The sequence below is a fragment of the Candidatus Allofournierella excrementigallinarum genome, assembly GCF_944388085.1.
In the GTDB taxonomy this organism is placed as follows: domain Bacteria; phylum Bacillota; class Clostridia; order Oscillospirales; family Ruminococcaceae; genus Allofournierella_A; species Allofournierella_A excrementigallinarum.
The window spans coordinates 13,794-31,643 of record NZ_CALXHK010000027.1 but is presented as its reverse complement, the minus strand read 5'-3'; the positions used below and the strand labels follow the sequence as shown (position 1 = coordinate 31,643).

At 64.9% G+C, this 17,850-nt stretch carries 15 protein-coding genes and 1 tRNA gene; 7 read left to right on the top strand and 9 right to left on the bottom strand.

All coding sequences use genetic code 11. From position 1 onward, the window contains the following. Positions 1-110 precede the first annotated feature (110 nt). From ACH2AT_RS06690 to ACH2AT_RS06680, 3 genes are all read right to left on the bottom strand, one after another. Positions 111-782, bottom strand: a complete 672-nt coding sequence (locus ACH2AT_RS06690) for a YitT family protein (protein ID WP_394964556.1) — start codon at positions 780-782, stop codon at positions 111-113. 127 nt (positions 783-909) lie between these two features. Further along, complete coding sequence (locus ACH2AT_RS06685; RefSeq protein WP_394964554.1) at positions 910-1,536, bottom strand: Ig-like domain-containing protein; 627 nt, start codon at positions 1,534-1,536, stop codon at positions 910-912. Between the two features lie 115 nt (positions 1,537-1,651). Beyond that, positions 1,652-1,728 (bottom strand) — tRNA-Val (locus ACH2AT_RS06680). A gap of 163 nt (positions 1,729-1,891) precedes the next feature. Between ACH2AT_RS06680 and ACH2AT_RS06675 the strand changes: the two genes are divergently transcribed. Next, the gene (locus ACH2AT_RS06675) at positions 1,892-3,373 is read left to right on the top strand and encodes a DUF1846 domain-containing protein (RefSeq protein WP_394964552.1); all 1,482 of its coding nucleotides are present in this window, start codon (positions 1,892-1,894) and stop codon (positions 3,371-3,373) included. 53 nt (positions 3,374-3,426) lie between these two features. Here ACH2AT_RS06675 and ACH2AT_RS06670 read toward each other — a convergent pair whose 3' ends face one another. Together ACH2AT_RS06670 and ACH2AT_RS06665 are read right to left on the bottom strand one after the other, a co-directional pair. Beyond that, positions 3,427-4,815: a Sapep family Mn(2+)-dependent dipeptidase gene (locus tag ACH2AT_RS06670; protein ID WP_394964550.1), complete on the bottom strand. Its 1,389-nt coding sequence runs from the start codon at positions 4,813-4,815 to the stop codon at positions 3,427-3,429. Between the two features lie 36 nt (positions 4,816-4,851). Then, the gene (locus ACH2AT_RS06665; RefSeq protein WP_394964560.1) at positions 4,852-5,130 is read right to left on the bottom strand and encodes a hypothetical protein; all 279 of its coding nucleotides are present in this window, start codon (positions 5,128-5,130) and stop codon (positions 4,852-4,854) included. On the opposite strand from ACH2AT_RS06665, the gene ACH2AT_RS06660 reads away from it, so the two are divergent. The 5 genes from ACH2AT_RS06660 (at position 5,021) to ACH2AT_RS06640 (ending at position 12,507) form a co-directional block, all read left to right on the top strand. Then, positions 5,021-5,341, top strand: coding sequence for a NusG domain II-containing protein (locus ACH2AT_RS06660; RefSeq protein ID WP_394964558.1), 321 nt, complete (start codon positions 5,021-5,023; stop codon positions 5,339-5,341). The genes ACH2AT_RS06665 and ACH2AT_RS06660 overlap by 110 nt on opposite strands. Before the next feature lie 22 nt (positions 5,342-5,363). Further along, the gene (locus ACH2AT_RS06655) at positions 5,364-6,281 is read left to right on the top strand and encodes a polysaccharide deacetylase family protein (protein ID WP_394964548.1); all 918 of its coding nucleotides are present in this window, start codon (positions 5,364-5,366) and stop codon (positions 6,279-6,281) included. Between the two features lie 386 nt (positions 6,282-6,667). Continuing rightward, positions 6,668-8,452 (top strand): Na/Pi cotransporter family protein, encoded by a 1,785-nt coding sequence (locus ACH2AT_RS06650; protein ID WP_394964546.1) that lies wholly within the window; start codon positions 6,668-6,670, stop codon positions 8,450-8,452. 250 nt (positions 8,453-8,702) lie between these two features. Beyond that, positions 8,703-10,487: a Na/Pi cotransporter family protein gene (locus ACH2AT_RS06645; RefSeq protein WP_394964544.1), complete on the top strand. Its 1,785-nt coding sequence runs from the start codon at positions 8,703-8,705 to the stop codon at positions 10,485-10,487. Between the two features lie 250 nt (positions 10,488-10,737). Then, positions 10,738-12,507 (top strand): Na/Pi cotransporter family protein, encoded by a 1,770-nt coding sequence (locus ACH2AT_RS06640; protein ID WP_394964542.1) that lies wholly within the window; start codon positions 10,738-10,740, stop codon positions 12,505-12,507. 52 nt (positions 12,508-12,559) lie between these two features. Here ACH2AT_RS06640 and ACH2AT_RS06635 read toward each other — a convergent pair whose 3' ends face one another. Further along, positions 12,560-13,480, bottom strand: coding sequence for a SufB/SufD family protein (locus tag ACH2AT_RS06635; RefSeq protein WP_394964540.1), 921 nt, complete (start codon positions 13,478-13,480; stop codon positions 12,560-12,562). Beyond that, complete coding sequence (locus ACH2AT_RS06630; RefSeq protein ID WP_394964538.1) at positions 13,477-14,205, bottom strand: ABC transporter ATP-binding protein; 729 nt, start codon at positions 14,203-14,205, stop codon at positions 13,477-13,479. The genes ACH2AT_RS06635 and ACH2AT_RS06630 overlap by 4 nt, the downstream gene beginning before the upstream one ends. A 231-nt stretch (positions 14,206-14,436) precedes the next feature. On the opposite strand from ACH2AT_RS06630, the gene ACH2AT_RS06625 reads away from it, so the two are divergent. After that, complete coding sequence (locus ACH2AT_RS06625) at positions 14,437-15,273, top strand: NYN domain-containing protein (protein WP_394964536.1); 837 nt, start codon at positions 14,437-14,439, stop codon at positions 15,271-15,273. A gap of 46 nt (positions 15,274-15,319) precedes the next feature. Here the strand turns inward: ACH2AT_RS06625 and ACH2AT_RS06620 are convergent, their stop codons facing one another. Further along, positions 15,320-16,378, bottom strand: coding sequence for a zinc dependent phospholipase C family protein (locus ACH2AT_RS06620; RefSeq protein WP_394964534.1), 1,059 nt, complete (start codon positions 16,376-16,378; stop codon positions 15,320-15,322). 109 nt (positions 16,379-16,487) lie between these two features. After that, complete coding sequence (locus ACH2AT_RS06615; RefSeq protein ID WP_394964532.1) at positions 16,488-17,846, bottom strand: MFS transporter; 1,359 nt, start codon at positions 17,844-17,846, stop codon at positions 16,488-16,490. Between the last annotated feature and the right edge of the window lie 4 nt (positions 17,847-17,850).

Genomic DNA, 17,850 nt, shown 5'->3' with positions numbered 1-17,850 from the left:
GCTTTTTCCACCTGTCTTCTTGTTTTCAAACAGAAAACCTGCTCTGGCCTGATCGCCAAAGCAGGTTTTTCTACAGGCTGCGGCGCGGCCAGAAAGGCCGCGCCGTTTTGTCATGCCGTTTCAGCCGGTGCGGGCCGCCCGCCGCCCCGGGACATGCCGCCCCTGCCCAGGCCCTGCACCCGGTCGATGAGGAAGGAGGAGACGGTGACGGTGATGAGGGAAAACAGGATGCGCTGGAAGGGGATGTAGCTCAGCGACAGCGCCAGCACCGTCAGATCGGTGAAAAGGTAGGCGCCGGACAGCCGCCAGCCGGTGACGCGGGAGATGGTGAGGGCCAAAGCGTCGTCGCCGCTGCCCGACCCGCCCTGGCGGATGATGAGCCCCACGCCCACACCCACGAACAGCGCGCCGGCCAGCGCCGCCGCCAGCGGATGGGCCGAAAGGTCCGGCAGCATGGGCGGAAACTGCTCCCACACCTTGTACCAGCCGGACACCGCCAGCGTGGCGATGATGGAGTCGCGGATGAAGCCCCCGCCCAAAAAGCGGAAGGCCAGAAGATAGCACAAAAAGTCCAGCACCGGCGTGATGTAGGCCGGGGAGATGGAAAACCAGTGCTCGATGAGCAGCATCAGGCCGATGATGCCGCCCTCGGTGATGGCGGTGCGCTGGTGGATGTTGTGGATGCCGAAGGTGTAGATGGCCGCGCCCAGCACGATGACCAGCACCTTTTTGGCCGCCCGGGCCGCGGCCTGCTTTTTGTTCGCTCTTTTGACTGTTCTCATTTTAACCCTTCTCTGTTTGTTCTTTTCTCCCATCATAAAGGGTATAGCAACTATATTGTCAAGAGGGCGCGCTGTTTAAAAAAACGGGGCGCAGCCTTCTGGCCGCGCCCCTCTGCCTTGCGCCTTATCAGCCGATGGTGATGGTCACGCTGCCCGCGATCTCGTAGGCAGTTTCGGCGGTGATGACCGCCTCGCCCGCGGCCACGGCGGTCACGGCGCCGGTCTCGTCCACGGTGGCGATGGTCTCGTCGCTGGAAGACCAGGCCAGGGTGGCAGCGTCCACGGCGGCGCCGGTCTCGTCGGCGGCGGCCACGGCAACGGTGCCGCCCACCGGGGCCTCGGCGGCGTCGGCGGTGAGGGTCAGCTCCTTCGGGCCGCTCCACACGGTGATCATGGCCTTGCCGCGGGTGCCGTCCGGCGCAAGCACCAGCAGGCTGGTGTGGCCTTCCTTCACGGGGGTCACAAGGCCGGTCTCGTCCACGGTGGCGATGGCCGCGTCGCCGGTCTTGTAGGTCAGCTGGCCGGCCAGCTGTGCTGGCTCCACGGTCACCACGGCCTGCGCCGCGCCGTCGGCCAGATGCAGGCTCAGCTCTTCCACCGTCAGGGCCTCGGCGGCGGCAGCCCCGGCGCCGGAAGCGGCGGTGCTGGCAGCAGCGTCGCTGGACGCCCCGGAAGGCGCGGCGGCGCCGCAGGCGGTCAGGGCCAGGGCCAGGGTGGCAGCAACGGAAACAACGATCAGCGCTTTCTTCTTCATTGGTTTTGTCCTCCTTGATGTTTGCGCTCAGCGCGGAGTGACGCTTCGCCGGCAGAGGCCCCTCTCCAGGGGGCACAGAAAAACCCCGGCACGCTCTCGCGTGCCGGGGCCTTCTTGGTGGAGAATTAGGGACTCGAACCCCAGACTTCCTGCGTGTGATGCAGGCACTCTAACCAGCTGAGCTAATCCTCCGCGACGACGTTTATTATAGCACGCCCCGGGCGAAAATGCAATAGGGAATTTTCGAACTTTTTGCGTGCCGCGCTTGGCGGGCGTTTTTCCTTGCATTGGGGCGGGCCGCGTGGTATTCTGTATAGGTATTGAGCCTATTCTGGAAATGCGTGGGGGATTTTGTATGCAGATCGGATTTGACAACAAGCTTTACATTCAGAAACAGACCGAGAACATCCTGGCCCGGATCGACCAGTTCAAGGGCAAGCTGTATCTGGAATTCGGCGGCAAGCTGTTCGACGACTACCACGCCGCCCGGGTGCTGCCCGGCTTTGACGTGAACGGCAAGATCCGCCTTTTGCACGAATTGCGGGACAAGGCCGAGATCATCTTCTGCGTCTCCGCCGGCGACATTGAAAAGACCAAGATGCGCGCGGACCTCGGCATCAGCTACGACATGGAGGTGCTGCGCCTCATCGACGACATCACCGCCATGGACATTGCGGTGAACAGCGTGGTCATCACCCAATACACCGGCCAGCCCGCCGCCAACGCCTTTGCCAAAAAGCTCTCCAGCCGGGGCGTGAAGAACTACATCCACCGGCCCATCGACGGTTACCCCATGGCGGTGGACCACGTCTGCTCCGACGAGGGCTACGGCTCCAACCCCTACATCGAGACCTCGAAGCCCCTGGTGGTGCTCACCGCCCCGGGGCCCGGCAGCGGCAAGCTGGCCACCGCCCTGTCTCAAGTGTACCACGAATACAAACGGGGCGTGATGGCGGGCTACGCCAAGTTCGAGACCTTCCCCATCTGGAACCTGCCCCTGAAGCACCCGGTGAACCTGGCCTACGAGGCGGCCACCGCCGACCTGGACGATGTGAACATGATCGACCCCTTCCACCTGGAGGCTTACGGCGAGACCACCGTGAACTACAACCGGGATGTGGAGGCCTTCCCCATCGTGCAGAACATCCTGGCCCGCATCACCGGTGATAAAAACTTCTACCGCAGCCCCACCGACATGGGCGTGAACATGGCGGGCTACGCCATCTTTGACGATGGAGTGGTGCGCCAGGCGGCCACCCAGGAGATCCTGCGCCGCTACTACAAGGCCGCCTGCGACGCAAAGCAGGGCAAGGCCAGCGAGGCCGCCCTGCACAAGATCGAGAACATCCTCCAGCAGCTGAATGTGCACACCGGCAGCCGGGCCGTGGTGGCCCCGGCGCTGGAAAAGCAGAAGGCGGCGGGCATGCCGGCGGCGGCGCTGCAGCTGCCGGACGGGCGCATCATCACCGGCAAGGCCAGCGATTTGATGAGCGCCTCCAGCGCCACCGTGCTGAACAGCATCAAGGCGCTGGCGGGCATCCCCGACGAGGTGCTGCTCATCAGCCAGCAGGTGCTGGTGCCCCTGCTGCGCCTCAAGATCGACTACCTCCACAGCCGTGCCAGCGTGCTGAAGGTGGACGACGTGCTGGCGGGCCTTGCGATGAGCGCCGCCACCGACGAGACCGCCGCCAGGGCCCTGGCCGCCCTCAAGGACCTGCGGGACTGCGACATGCACTCCACCCAGATGCTGCACAGCGGCGACGAGGGCACCCTGCGCAAGCTGGGCGTGCGGCTGACCATGGAGCCTGTTTACCCCGGCAAGGATTTGTTCTTCTGAACCCCAGCCCCAAACAGAGAAGCCCCGCGCGGGTGCGCGGGGCTTCTTTCTTTTTACAGCTCGATGTCCTGCAAACGCAGAAGGGCGAGGATGTAGATCTTCAGCGCCTGCATCAGCTGGCCGATGTTCGCGCCCTCGTTGGCGCCGTGCATGGGGCCGGCGAAATCAGGCAGCACAGTGTCCAGCCGTTCGGGGCCGAAGCTCACCGCACGGGGGAAGTGCCGGGCATAGGTGCCGCCGCCCATGGTGAAAGGCCTGGCGTTTTCGCCGGTGACCTCGTTGTAGGTGTCCACCAGGGCCTGGATGGCCGCGTCGTCGGCGCTGATGTAGAAGGGCTTGTTCCAGCGGGCGTTTTCCACCGTGCCGGCGCCGCCCAGCGCCTCGGAAAGCCGCCGGGCGATCTCCTCGCCGGTGATGCTGGTGGGGTAGCGGCTGTCCACATCCTGGCGCAGCTTGCCGTCCCGGAGGGCGATCATGCCGCCGATGATGGTGAGCGGGTCGAAGGCCTCGTCCTTCGCGGCGATGCCCACGCCGCTGCCGTCGGTGGCGTGGTGCAGCTTCTGCAGCACCTGCAAAAAGGCGTTTTCCTCTTCGGTGCAAAGCCGGTTGTCCAGCAGGTAGTCCACGATGAGGCCGATGGCGTTCACCGTGCCCGCGGGCATGGCGGCGTGGCCGCCCCTGCCCCAGCCGCGGATGCGCACCGCGCCGTTCTCCTCCTCCAGGGTGATGCCTTCCCGCTCGGCGAGCTTCGCAATATCCCCCTTCACAAGGCAGCTGGCCCGGTCGGGGATGACGTTATGGGCCACGCCCCCCTCGAACTCCAGCAGGTTGCCGGCAAGCGGCCCGCTCACCAGCTCGCCGTTGAAGCCGCCCTTTTCGCCGTTGCACACCGGGAACTCGGCGTCCGGCGAGAAGCAGAAGGCGGGGGCTTCGTAATGCTCGAGATAATAGTCCACATCCTTCATGCCCGTCTCTTCATTCGCGCCCAGCAGCGCCCGCACGGTGTATTTCAGGGGCACGCCCTGCTCCTTCAAAAACTTGAGGGCATACAGGCACAGCACGCTGGGGCCCTTGTCGTCGGCCACGCCGCGGCCGATGAGCCAGCCGTCCTTCACCTGCATGTCGAAGGGGTCGGCGGTCCAGCCGTTGCCCTGGGGCACCACGTCAAGATGGGTGATGGTGGCGATCTGGGCGCCGCTCTCGCCCGCAAGTTCCGCCCAGCCGATGTAGTTTTCGCAGTTGTGGGTGGCAAGGCCCATTTCTTCGGCAATGGCCAGGCCCTGGGCAAGGGCGGCGGCGGGGCCGGGGCCGAAGGGCTTGCCCGGCTCTGCGGGGCCCTCCACGCTGGGCACGTCCACCAGACGCTTGATGTCGCGGATCACGTTCTCCCGGTTGGCCGCCACAAAGGCGTCCACCGAGGCGCGGTAAGTTTCAAACAGCATAGCGATTATCTCCTTTTCCGTCGGTCGATACTGCTATTATACCACCGGGGCGCGGCCTTGAAAACCATTTGCCCGCCGGGTATTTTCTGTTATAATGAAGGGGAATCCAACGAAACGCGAGGTCTCTTTCATGGAGAAAAAAGATTCAAAACAGAATCCTTTTACTTTTACTACTGTATTTCTGTCAAAAATGACCGCCAATCTCATTTTCACTGTTGTATTACTGGTAATTGCACTTCTTCTTTTTCTGTGGCTTAATGCCCGGCCGACCGGCGGCACGGCGGTGCTGACCTGGGGCGAGGATGGCCAGACCATGGAGATCCCCCTGGACAAAAACGCCCGTTACGACGTGGACACCGGCATCTACACCATCCACCTGGAGGTGAAGGACGGCGCCATCGCCTTTGTGGACTCCCCCTGCCCCGACCATCTGTGCGAGGGCTACGGCTGGCTGAGCCTCCAGGACGACTGGGCCGCCTGCCTGCCCGCCAAGGCCAACGTGGTGGTGATGAGCGAGGGCGGCTGACCGCCCGGAAAGGAGCGCTTTTATGCGCAAGCTGGCTCTTCTCTGCATCTTCGCGGCGGTGTGCTGCATCGCCCTGGCGGCGGGGGTGTTCCTCCGCCCGGCTCCGGCGGCGGACCCGGCTTCCGGGTCTGTGTCCGCCCCGGCGAGCAGCGCGCCGGACCCCACGGCCGCCCCCTCCCCTTCCCCTTCGCCCGCGCCCAGCCCCGCCCCGGCGGGAGTGAACTGGCCGGCGCTGGCCGCCCCCTTTGACCTGACGGGCCTTGAGACAGAGCGGCTGGGCTGGGGCCAGGGCAAGCAGGTGAACGAGCGCAACCAGCCCATCAGCGCGGTGGCCTATCAGGAAAAGTACGGCCAGTGGGGCGGCGTGTTCCTTGCCCCCGAGGCCGAAACGCCCACCATCTACCTGACCTTCGACTTCGGCTATGAGACGGGGTATTCCGCCGCCATTCTGGACACGCTGAAGGAGAAAAACGCCCCCGCCACCTTCTTCGTGGTGGGCAGCTACGCCGAAAACAACGCCGAAACGGTGGAGCGGATGCTGGCGGAGGGCCACACGGTGGGCAGCCACTCGGCCACCCACAAGGACATGACCGCCCTCTCGGACGAGGAGGCCCGGGCTGAAATAACCGGTTTTAACGAACAGTTCGCCCGGCAGTTCGGCGCGACGCCCACCCTCTTCCGCTTCCCGGAAGGGGTATTCAGCCAGCGGCTGCTGGCCCTGGCCGCGGGCGAGGGCATGCGCAGCGTCTTCTGGAGCTACGCCTACGCCGACTGGGACGCAAGCGCCCAGCCGGATGTGGCCGAAAGCCTTTCAAAGGCGCTGGCCGCCGCCCACCCGGACGCCGTCTATCTTTTGCACCCCATGGCCACCAACAGCGCCATGCTGGGCGATCTCATCGACGGGCTGCGGGCCGCGGGCTACCAGCTGGCCGCCTTGTAGAAGCAGGCCGCGGGGCCAGGGCCCGCTTTCCGCCGCCCGCCCTTTCGCAAACCGCATTTTTGCCGCCTCCTTCGCCGGGGCGGCTTTTTTTGCCGGTCGCGGCGGCGCAAAGCGGGCCCCTCCCCCGCCCCGGCCCCGCGGCGCGCCGCCCTTTTCCGCGGGGAAATTTTGCCTTTTTTTAACACCGGCAGGGCAGAACGCCGAAAAACCGGCCCCGTTTTTCGTTTTTCGGCCCGATTTGGGTAAAATGTATGTAAAATATTCCGCCGGGCTGTGGAAGGCATGTTAAATCCCATGCTATAATCGAAGCGTACGGCCCTGGGGCGCATCGCCCGGGCCGTCTTTGGAACGTAATTTGCGGGGAATCGATCATTGAGGTGTATTGTATGACCATATTCGACGTGTTCAATGTGGCCGGGGGCCTTGCCCTCTTTCTCTACGGCATGTCCATCATGGGCAGCGGCCTGGAAAAGCTGGCGGGCGGCAAACTGGAGGCCATCCTCCAGCGGCTGACCAACAGCGTGTGGAAGGGCGTGCTGCTGGGAACGGTGATCACCGCGCTCATCCAGTCCTCCTCCGGCACCACGGTCATCGTGGTGGGCCTTGTGAACAGCGGCATCCTGACGCTGCCCCAGGCCATCGGCATCATCATGGGCGCCAACATCGGCACCACCGTCACCGGCCAGCTGCTGAGTTTGAGCGACATCACAGGCTCCGGCTGGGTCTTCACGCTGCTGAAGCCCAGCACCTTCAGCCCCATCGTGGCCTTCATCGGCGCGGTGCTCTTCGTCTTTTTCAAGAGCTCCAAAAAGCGCAACGTCGGCCAGATCTGCATGGGCTTCGGCATTCTGTTCACCGGCATGTTCACCATTGAGGCGGGCGTGAGCGGCCTCAAAGACAGCCCCCTCTTCGTGCAGCTGTTCTCACAGCTGGAAAACCCCATCCTGGGCGTGCTGGCGGGCACCCTGGTCACCATCGCCATCCAGTCCAGCAGCGCAAGCGTGGGCATTTTGCAGGCGCTTTCCAGCACCGGCGTGGTCACCTGGGGCAGCGCTATTCCCATCATCCTGGGCCAGAACATCGGCACCACCTCCACCAGCCTGCTGGCCTCCATCGGCACCTCCACCGCCGCCCGCCGCAGCGCCATAGTGCACGTCTATTTCAACATCATCGGCACCGCCGTGTTCCTGGTGGCCATCTACGGCCTGAAGGCCGCCGGGTTCTTCCCCTTCTGGAACGAGGTCATCGACCGCAGCGGCATCGCCAACTTCCACACCCTGTTCAACGTGGTGGTCACGCTGCTGTTTTTGCCCTTCACAAGGGTGCTGGCCTGGCTGGCGGAGCGCACCGTGCCCGAAAAGGCGCAGGACACGACGGACCTGGACATGCCCGTTCTGGACCAGCGGCTCATCTCCAGCCCCGCCGTGGCGCTGCAGCAGGCCCAGGGCGCCGTGGAAAAGATGGCCCGCCGCGCCCAGCGCAACTTCCAACTCTCCTTTGGCCAGCTGCGACGGTGGGACCCGGAGGTCACCGCCACCATCACCCACCGGGAAGGGCTGCTGGACAAGATGGAGGTGTCCATCACCAACTACCTTTTGCAGATCAGCGACCAGGAGCTGAACGAAGGCGAGAGCCGCCAGGTGAGCGAGCTGCTGAAGTTCATCTCGGAGTATGAGCGCATCGGCGACTACTCCATCAACATCCTCCAGTGCGCCCAGCGCATCCACGAGGAGGAGATCACCCTCTCCAAGAGTGCCTGGGCCGAGCTGGACCAGCTGCAAAAATGCGCCGACAAGGCCCTGACCATCGCGGGCGACGCCTTTGCCTGCGGGGACGCGGCCCTGGCCGCCCAGGTGGAGCCCCTGGAGGAGACGGTGGACGAGATGTGCGACGCGCTGCGCGAGCGGCACATCCGCCGCCTCAAGCAGGGCGATTGCAGCATCGAGGGCGGCGTGGTGTTCCTGGACGTGCTCACCAACACCGAGCGCGTCTCCGACCACTGCTCCAACATTGCCGCCCGCATCGTGGGCATGAGCGCCGACGACCTGGACGTCCACGCCCGCAAGCGTGTGCTGCTGGCCGGCCATGACGACGAGTTCAACCGCCGTCTGGATGCCGCCCGCGAGACCTACCTTGCGCCTTTGGGCATCGAGGCCCCCGCCGACGCCTGACCCCCTCTTTTTCCGCCCTTCGCCCCCGCAGCCGCCGGCTGCGGGGGCTTTTTGCCGCCCGGCGCGGCGTTTGGACGATGCGCCGCATTTTGTGCGGTTTTGCCCTTTTCCCCCGCGAAGCGCTCTCTTTCGCGGGGGTTTTCCTTGCCCCGCGCCCGCCTTTGATGGTATAATCAAACTGCTTACAGAATTTTAACCTTATTTTAACCCAAAATTAACCTGAGCGGCGGCGGGCCGCACGGAGGACGGTATGACCATCTTCAATGTCATCAACCTGGCGGGGGGCATCGCCCTGTTTTTATACGGCATGTCCATCATGGGCGCAGGCCTGGAAAAGCTGGCCGGCGGCAGGATGGAGGCCGTTCTGCAGCGGCTGACCAGCAGCGTGTGGAAGGCCGTTCTGCTGGGCGCCGTCCTCACCGGGCTCATCCAGTCCAGCGCGGGCACCACCGTCATCTGCATCGGCCTTGTGAACAGCGGCATCTTCACCCTGTCCCAGGCCATCGGCATCATCATGGGCGCCAACATCGGCACCACCGTCACCGGCCAGCTCATCCGTTTGAGCGACATCTCCGGCTCCGGCTGGGTGCTCACCATGCTCAAGCCCAGCACCTTCAGCCCCATCGTGGCCTTTATCGGCGCGGTGCTCTTCGTCTTTTTCAAAAGCCCCAAAAAGCGCAACGTCGGCCAGATCTGCATGGGCTTCGGCATTCTGTTCACCGGCATGTTCACCATTGAGGCGGGCGTGAGCGGCCTCAAAGACAGCCCCCTCTTCGTGCAGCTGTTCTCACAGCTGGAAAACCCCATCCTGGGCGTGCTGGCGGGCACCCTGGTCACCATCGCCATCCAGTCCAGCAGCGCAAGCGTGGGCATTTTGCAGGCGCTTTCCAGCACCGGCGTGGTCACCTGGGGCAGCGCTATTCCCATCATCCTGGGCCAGAACATCGGCACCACCTCCACCAGCCTGCTGGCCTCCATCGGCACCTCCACCGCCGCCCGCCGCAGCGCCATAGTGCACGTCTATTTCAACATCATCGGCACCGCCGTGTTCCTGGTGGCCATCTACGGCCTGAAGGCCGCCGGGTTCTTCCCCTTCTGGAACGAGGTCATCGACCGCAGCGGCATCGCCAACTTCCACACCCTGTTCAACGTGGTGGTCACGCTGCTGTTTTTGCCCTTCACAAGGGTGCTGGCCTGGCTGGCGGAGCGCACCGTGCCCGAAAAGGCGCAGGACACGACGGACCTGGACATGCCCGTTCTGGACCAGCGGCTCATCTCCAGCCCCGCCGTGGCGCTGCAGCAGGCCCAGGGCGCCGTGGAAAAGATGGCCCGCCGCGCCCAGCGCAACTTCCAACTCTCCTTTGGCCAGCTGCGACGGTGGGACCCGGAGGTCACCGCCACCATCACCCACCGGGAAGGGCTGCTGGACAAGATGGAGGTGTCCATCACCAACTACCTTTTGCAGATCAGCGACCAGGAGCTGAACGAAGGCGAGAGCCGCCAGGTGAGCGAGCTGCTGAAGTTCATCTCGGAGTATGAGCGCATCGGCGACTACTCCATCAACATCCTCCAGTGCGCCCAGCGCATCCACGAGGAGGAGATCACCCTCTCCAAGAGTGCCTGGGCCGAGCTGGACCAGCTGCAAAAATGCGCCGACAAGGCCCTGACCATCGCGGGCGACGCCTTTGCCTGCGGGGACGCGGCCCTGGCCGCCCAGGTGGAGCCCCTGGAGGAGACGGTGGACGAGATGTGCGACGCGCTGCGCGAGCGGCACATCCGCCGCCTCAAGCAGGGCGATTGCAGCATCGAGGGCGGCGTGGTGTTCCTGGACGTGCTCACCAACACCGAGCGCGTCTCCGACCACTGCTCCAACATTGCCGCCCGCATCGTGGGCATGAGCGCCGACGACCTGGACGTCCACGCCCGCAAGCGTGTGCTGCTGGCCGGCCATGACGACGAGTTCAACCGCCGTCTGGATGCCGCCCGCGAGACCTACCTTGCGCCTTTGGGCATCGAGGCCCCCGCCGACGCCTGACCCCCTCTTTTTCCGCCCTTCGCCCCCGCAGCCGCCGGCTGCGGGGGCTTTTTGCCGCCCGGCGCGGCGTTTGGACGATGCGCCGCATTTTGTGCGGTTTTGCCCTTTTCCCCCGCGAAGCGCTCTCTTTCGCGGGGGTTTTCCTTGCCCCGCGCCCGCCTTTGATGGTATAATCAAACTGCTTACAGAATTTTAACCTTATTTTAACCCAAAATTAACCTGAGCGGCGGCGGGCCGCACGGAGGACGGTATGACCATCTTCAATGTCATCAACCTGGCGGGGGGCATCGCCCTGTTTTTATACGGCATGTCCATCATGGGCGCAGGCCTGGAAAAGCTGGCCGGCGGCAGGATGGAGGCCGTTCTGCAGCGGCTGACCAGCAGCGTGTGGAAGGCCGTTCTGCTGGGCGCCGTCCTCACCGGGCTCATCCAGTCCAGCGCGGGCACCACCGTCATCTGCATCGGCCTTGTGAACAGCGGCATCTTCACCCTGTCCCAGGCCATCGGCATCATCATGGGCGCCAACATCGGCACCACCGTCACCGGCCAGCTCATCCGTTTGAGCGACATCTCCGGCTCCGGCTGGGTGCTCACCATGCTCAAACCCAGCACCTTCAGCCCCATCGTGGCCTTCGCCGGCGCGGTGCTCTTCGTCTTTTTCGAAAGCCCCAAAAAACGCAACATCGGCCAGATCTGCATGGGCTTCGGCATTCTGTTCACCGGCCTGTTCACCATGGAGGCCGCGGTGGCCCCTTTAAAAGACAGCCCCCTTTTCATCCAGCTGTTCACCCGGCTGCAACACCCCGTGCTGGGCGTGCTGGCGGGCGCGCTGGTCACCGTGGCCATCCAGTCCAGCAGCGCCAGCGTGGGCATTTTGCAGGCGCTTTCCAGCACCGGCGTGGTCACCTGGGGCAGCGCCATCCCCATCATTCTGGGCCAGAACATCGGCACCTGCTCCACCCCCCTCATCGCCTCCATAGGCGCGTCCACCGCGGCCAGGCGCAGCGCCGTCGTGCACCTTTACTTCAACGTCATCGGCGCCGCCGTGTTCCTGGCGGGGGTCTACGGCCTGAAGGCCGCGGGCCTCTTCCCTTTCTGGAACGAGGTGATGACCAAGGGCAACATCGCCAACTTCCACACCCTGTTCAACGTGGTGGTCACCCTGCTGTTCATGCCCTTCACAAAGGCGCTGGCCTGGCTGGCGGAACACACCATCCCTGAAAAAGAGGGCGAAGGGGCGGACCTAGACATGCCGGTGCTGGACCAGCGCCTGCTGCAAAGCCCGGCGGTGGCCCTGCAGCAGGCCAAGAACGCGGTGGAAAAGATGGCCGGCCGCACCCGCGCCAACTTCGACAAGACGGTGGGCCTGTTCACCAAATTCGACGCGGAAGCGGCGGCAAGCGTTGCCCACCGGGAGGAACTGCTGGACAAGATGGAGGTGTCCATCACCGACTACCTCATCCGCATCAGCGACCAGGAACTCACCGAGAGCGAGAGCCACGCGGTGAGCGAACTGCTGAAATTCGTGGGCGAGTACGAGCGCATCGGCGATTACACCGTGAACCTGATGGACTGCGCCCGCCAGCTTTCGGAACAGGGGTGGGGCTTTTCCTCCACGGCTCAAAAGCAGGCCGCGCTGCTGTTCGAGGCGGTGGGCGAGGTGCAGCGGGTGACCGGCGACGCCTTTATCCAGATGGACACGGCGCTGGCAGCCCAGGTGGAGCCGCTGGAGGAAACGGTGGACCGGATGTGCGATGTGATGCGCGAGGAGCACATCGCCCGCCTGAAGGCCGGCGAGTGCGGCATCGAGCCGGGGCTTTTGTTCCTGGATGTGCTCACCAACACCGAGCGCATCTCCGACCACTGCTCCAACATCGCCGCCCGGCTCATCGGCGACGAGACCGACGATTTGGACATGCACGCCCGCAAGCACAGCCTGCTTGCCGGAAAGGACGCGGCCTTCAACGCCCGCCTTGCCGCCTGCGAGCAGAAGTATCTTGCGCCGCTGGGCGGAAAATAAAGAAAACAGCCCCTTCCCGGTGGGGTGCGGTGCGGGAAGGGGCTGTTTATTTTTATTTCAGGAAGCCCTGGATGATCTTCTCCTCCGCCTGTTCGGGGGTGAGGCCCAGGGTGCAGAGCTTGAGCAGCTGCTCGCCGGCGATCTTGCCGATGGCCGCCTCGTGGATGAGGGCGGCGTCCACATGGCCCGCTTCCAGGCCGGGCATGGCCAGCACGGTGCCGTTTTCCGCCAGGATGGCGTCGCACTCGGAGTGGCCGGTGCAGGGGGCGTTGCCCCGGATGGTGGAGGCGAACTCCTGCCGGGAGTTGCCCCGGGCCACACTGCGGCTCACAAGGTCGGCCGCCGAGCCCTCGCCCTCCAGCCGCACCACAAAGTCGGTGCGGGCAAACTCGTCGCCGCCCGTCATGATGCGCTCGCGCACCAGCAGGCGGGCGTTCTTTTGCAAAACGGCCCGCGTCTTGCGGGTGGTGCGGCTCACTCCGCCCAGCTGCACGGTGTCCATCTCAAGGCTCGCGTCCTCGGCCAGCTCGATGTCGGTGACCGGGTCGATGACCTTGCCGCCGGCGCCGTTTCCGGTGGCGATGTGCTTTTCCTTGTAGAGCACATGGGCCCCCTTGGCCAGCAGAAAGCGGTGGATGCCGTTGTGGCGGGCTTCCTCCTCGCCCTCGCTGTGCACGCCGCAGCCCGCCTCGATGATGACGTCCGCGCCTTCGCCCACATAGAAATCGTTGTAGACCAAATCGTCCACGCCGGCGTGGGTGACGCAGGCGGGGATGTACACCGTCTCGCCCCTGGTGCCGGGCCTGATGTGGATGACCAGGCCCGGGGCGTCCTTTTTGGACTCGATGAGGATGTTCTCGCTGGACTGGCGGGCGGCGCACTGGCCGTCCTCCCGGATGTTGTAAGCGCCCTTCATCTCGCCGCTCTTGATGCCGCTGATGAGGCGCAGCAGCTCGTCTGTGATCTGGTTCATACCCGTGCGTCCTCCTTTTCCAGCGGGCAGCGCACCGCTTTTTCGTTTGCCAGCAGGGTGGGCAGCACCTGGGCCGCCGGGCCCGCCTGACGCACCCGTCCGTCCGCCACCACCACGATCTCGTCGGCGATGGAGAGGATGCGCTCCTGGTGGCTGATGACCAGCAGGGTGCCGGTGCCCTTGCTGCGCAGTTCTTCAAAGGTCTCCACCAGACGGGCGAAGCTCCACAGGTCGATGCCCGCTTCCGGCTCGTCGAAGATGGAGAGTTTCGCGCCCCGGGCCAGCACGCTGGCAATCTCGATGCGCTTGATCTCGCCGCCGGAGAGGCTGGCGTCCAGCTCCCGGTCCACATACTCCTGGGCGCACAGGCCCACCTTGCCCAGCAGATCGCACAGCTCCAGCTCGCTCAAGGGCCGGCCGGCGGCCAGCTCCAGCAGGTCCCGCACCGCCAGGCCCTTGAAGCGCACCGGCTGCTGGAAGGCGTAGGCGATGCCCGCCTTTGCGCGGGCGGTCACGTCCAGGCCGGTGATGTCCTGCCCGTCGAACAGGATGCGCCCGGCGCTGGGCGCCTGGATGCCGGCGATGAGCTTGGCCAGGGTGGTCTTGCCGCCGCCGTTGGGGCCGGTGACCACCACCAGCCGCCCGGCGTCCAGCCGGAGGGTGATGTCCTTGATGATCTCGTTGCCGCCCGGGATGGCCCAGGCGAGATGTTCCAGTTGTAACATAATGGGTATGGCTCCCTCACTTTCTTTGCAGGGCGGCGCGCCTTTCACGCAGACAGCCCCTATTATTATGGGGCCCGGCGCGGGGATTGTCAAGGCGGGGCGGGGCCCGCCGAGGGGGAGTATGGCGCAAATTTTACACTTTTATCCCTTTGTGGTATGATAAGATGGTACAAATGCTTTTCCGGGCGGCGGAGCGCGCTTCGCCGCACCTTTCAGAAAGGGGGCAATTCCATGCCCGCAGACCGCCGCTTCGCGGTTCTCATCGACGCGGACAACGTGTCGGACAAATACATCAAGATCATCCTGGACGAGGTGTCCACCCAGGGGGTGGCCAACTACAAGCGCATCTACGGCAACTGGACCAGCCCCGCCATGGCCAGCTGGAAGAACGTGCTGCTGGACTATTCCGTCACCCCCATCCAGCAATACAGCTACACCACCGGCAAAAACGCCACCGACTCGGCCATGATCATCGACGCCATGGACATCCTCTATTCCGGCAAGGTGGAGGGGTTCTGCCTGGTCTCGTCGGACAGCGACTTCACCCGCCTGGCCTCCCGCCTGCGGGAAGGCGGCATGACGGTGATCGGCATGGGCGAAAAAAAGACCCCGAAGCCCTTCATCGCCGCCTGCAACATGTTCCGCTATCTGGACGTGCTGGCCGCCCAGCCGGAACCCCAGCCGGAGCCGGAGGCCGCCCCAGCCCCCGCCGCCGGGGAAAAGGCCGCGCCGGAAAAGGGCAGGGAAAAGGAGAAGGCAAAGCCCGCCAAGGCCAAGGCCGCCCGCAAGAAGGCCGCCCAGCCCGAGCCCCCGGCCCCCCAGGAGGACCCGGAGCTTGCCGCCATGCGCGGGGCCATCAAGGCCATCGTGGCCGAGCAGTCGGACGAGGACGGCTGGCTGGCGGTGAGCATGATCGGCAACCTGCTGGTGAAGCGCTACCCGGACTTCGACGTGCGCAACTTCGGCTTTTCCAAGCTGACCCCCTTCGTGCTGTCCCTCGGCGTCTTCGAGGTGCGCACCGAGCGCGGCAAAGACAACGCCCGCCAGGCCTATGTGCGGCTGAAATAAAACAGGACGGCCCCGGAGAGCCACTTCGGGGCCGTTTTTTATTGTGTTATTCCGCCGGGGCCTGCCCTGCGGGGGCGGCCTCCTTGGGCGGGGCAGCCCTGCGCCGCCGGGCGGGCTTTTCCGCCGCGGGCTTCTCCCCCGCCTGCGCCGCTTTGCGCCGGGTGCGGGCGGGCTTTTTCGCCGGGGCAGGGCCGGGGCAGCTGCGCTCGTCCGCGAGGCCCGAAAGGTAGCTGGCGCTGCCCAGCAACGCGGAGAGTTTTTCCATGGAGAGGCGGCCGTCCCAATAGCCCCTGGCGGCCAGCAGATAGGCCGCCGAGCGCTTTTCCGCCTGTTCCAGCAGGGCGTTCAGATCGTCGGCCTGCTCCTCGCCGGTGAAGGGGTGGATCCAGGGGCAGGGCAGGCTGCCCCTGGGCCGTTTGCCGGTGCCGGCGAGCCGGGCGGGTGTGATGTGGCCGGTCACCGCGCCCCGCCCGCCGAAGGCCGGTTCCACCAGCCAGAACAGGGCGTATTTGATGCGAAAGCGGCTGACGAATATCCGCCGCAGGGCCCGGGTGTGCCAGAAGGTGTCCGCCAGGGCCTCCCGGCTGACGGTGATGCCAAAGGCCTCCCGCAGGCTTTTTTGCAAAAGGGCCCCCACCTCGGCCAGCGCCGCCCCCGCAAGGCGGGGGGTGGTGTCGTCCACCGGCACGGCGGGCCTGCCGGTGTCCTGCTCATGGAGGAAGCTGTCCAGCGCGATCTCAAAATAGCCGTGGCCGCCGGGGCGGCAGTAGGGGCCGCCCTCTTTGGTGACGCACACCACATAGGGATGCACCGTGCAGTCGGCGGCGTAGTGGCTCAAAAAGCCCAGGGCGTAGCTGCGCTGGGCGGGGGTGGCGGCGTATTCCACCAAAGCGCGCAGAAAGGCGCCGGTGTTCTCGTCGTGCATGCGAGCGCCCAGGGCGGGCAGGTCTTCGCCCCGCTTTTCGCCGCTTTTCCAGGCGCGGTAGCAGAAAAAGATGTCCGGCCCGTTGGCCCCGCAGGCAAAGGCGGCGGGGTGCTCGATCTCCAGCTGCGCCAGGGCGGCGGCGCGGCGGGCGGTGCGGACGTGGGTGTAGCCTTCCGGCATAAAGGGTCCCTCCCTTGCGGTCAGTCTCAATGAAAAAGGGGCCGCCGCCCGGCAGACGCGCCGGGGGCCGCCCCTTTATTTTACAACGAACGGGGAAAAGTTACAACGCTCACTTCTTTTCCAGGTACCGGGGCAGCACGAAGAAGTACAGCCCGCCGCCCACGAAGAAGATGAGCAGCACGCTCAAAATGCCCCAGGGGGCGGCGGCGGTGTCCACCGCGGCCAGCTGCCCGGCGGTGGCGGTGGCGCGGTCCAGCCCCTGCCCGGCCAGCATCACGTCGGCGGCCAGCGCGCTGGACAGGCCCACCAGCGCCGGGCCCATGATGGCGGAGAACTTGCCGAAGATGTCGTAGAAGCCGAAGAACTCGCCGGAGCGGTTCTTATCCGGGATGAGTTTGCCGAACATGCTGCGGCTCAGCGCCTGGATGCCGCCCTGGCTGGTGGCCACCATGATGGCCATGACCCAGAACTGCCAGGCCTCCCGCAAAAAGAAGCCGAAAATGGTCACGCCCATGTAGACGCAGATGCCCACGCCCACCATGAACCGTGCGCCGAACTTTTCGCTGGCCTTGATGTAGAGCAGAGCGAAGGGCAGGCCCAGCACCTGCACCAGCAAAAGCGCCAGCAGCATGCTGGTGGAGTCGAGGCCCAGGGTGTCGCCATAGCTGGTGGACATGTGGATGATGGTGTTCACGCCGTCGATGTAGAAAAAGTAGGCGATGAGGAATACGAACATCTGCTTGTAGCGGAAAATTTCCTTCACCGTGGCGCCGATGCCCTTGAGGGCCTGGGCCACCGCGCCCTTTCTGCGGGGCACAAAGCTCACCTGCTCCACATTTTTCAGCAGCGGGAAGCTGAACACGAACCACCACACGGCGGTGAGGCCGAAGGCGAAGGAAAGGCAGAACAGCATGGCGTCGCTGCCCAGGATGAGGTTCATCAAAAGAAAGACGAGCAGCGGGATGGTGGAGCCGCCGATGTACCCCAGGCCGTAGCCCATGGTGGAGACCCTGTCCATCCGCTCCTCGGTGGTGACGTCGTTCAAGAAGCTGTCGTAATAGAGGTTCGCGCCGGCGAAGCCGATGGTGGACAGGATGTACAGCGCCAGGATGACAAGGCCCACCTTTTCCGCCTGGCCGGGGGTGACGAAGTCCAGCTGGGGGGTGACGGCCAGCCCCGCGCAGCTGAGCACGCCCACCAGCATGAACACGGTGAACAGCTTTTTGCGAAAGCCCTCGAAGTCGCCGAACACGCCCAGCACCGGCGCGGCCAGCGCCACGATGGCCATGGCGGCGCTGGTGGCGTAGCCCCAGACGGTCATGCCGGAGGCCGCGTCCTGCATGTAGCCGGCCACCGTGTTGAAGAAGATGGGCAGGATGGTGACCACGACCACAGAATGGGCGCTGTTGGCCCAGTCGTACATCATCCAGCTGGCCTCTTTTTTTGTGAATCCCCGCAAAAATTTCATGGTC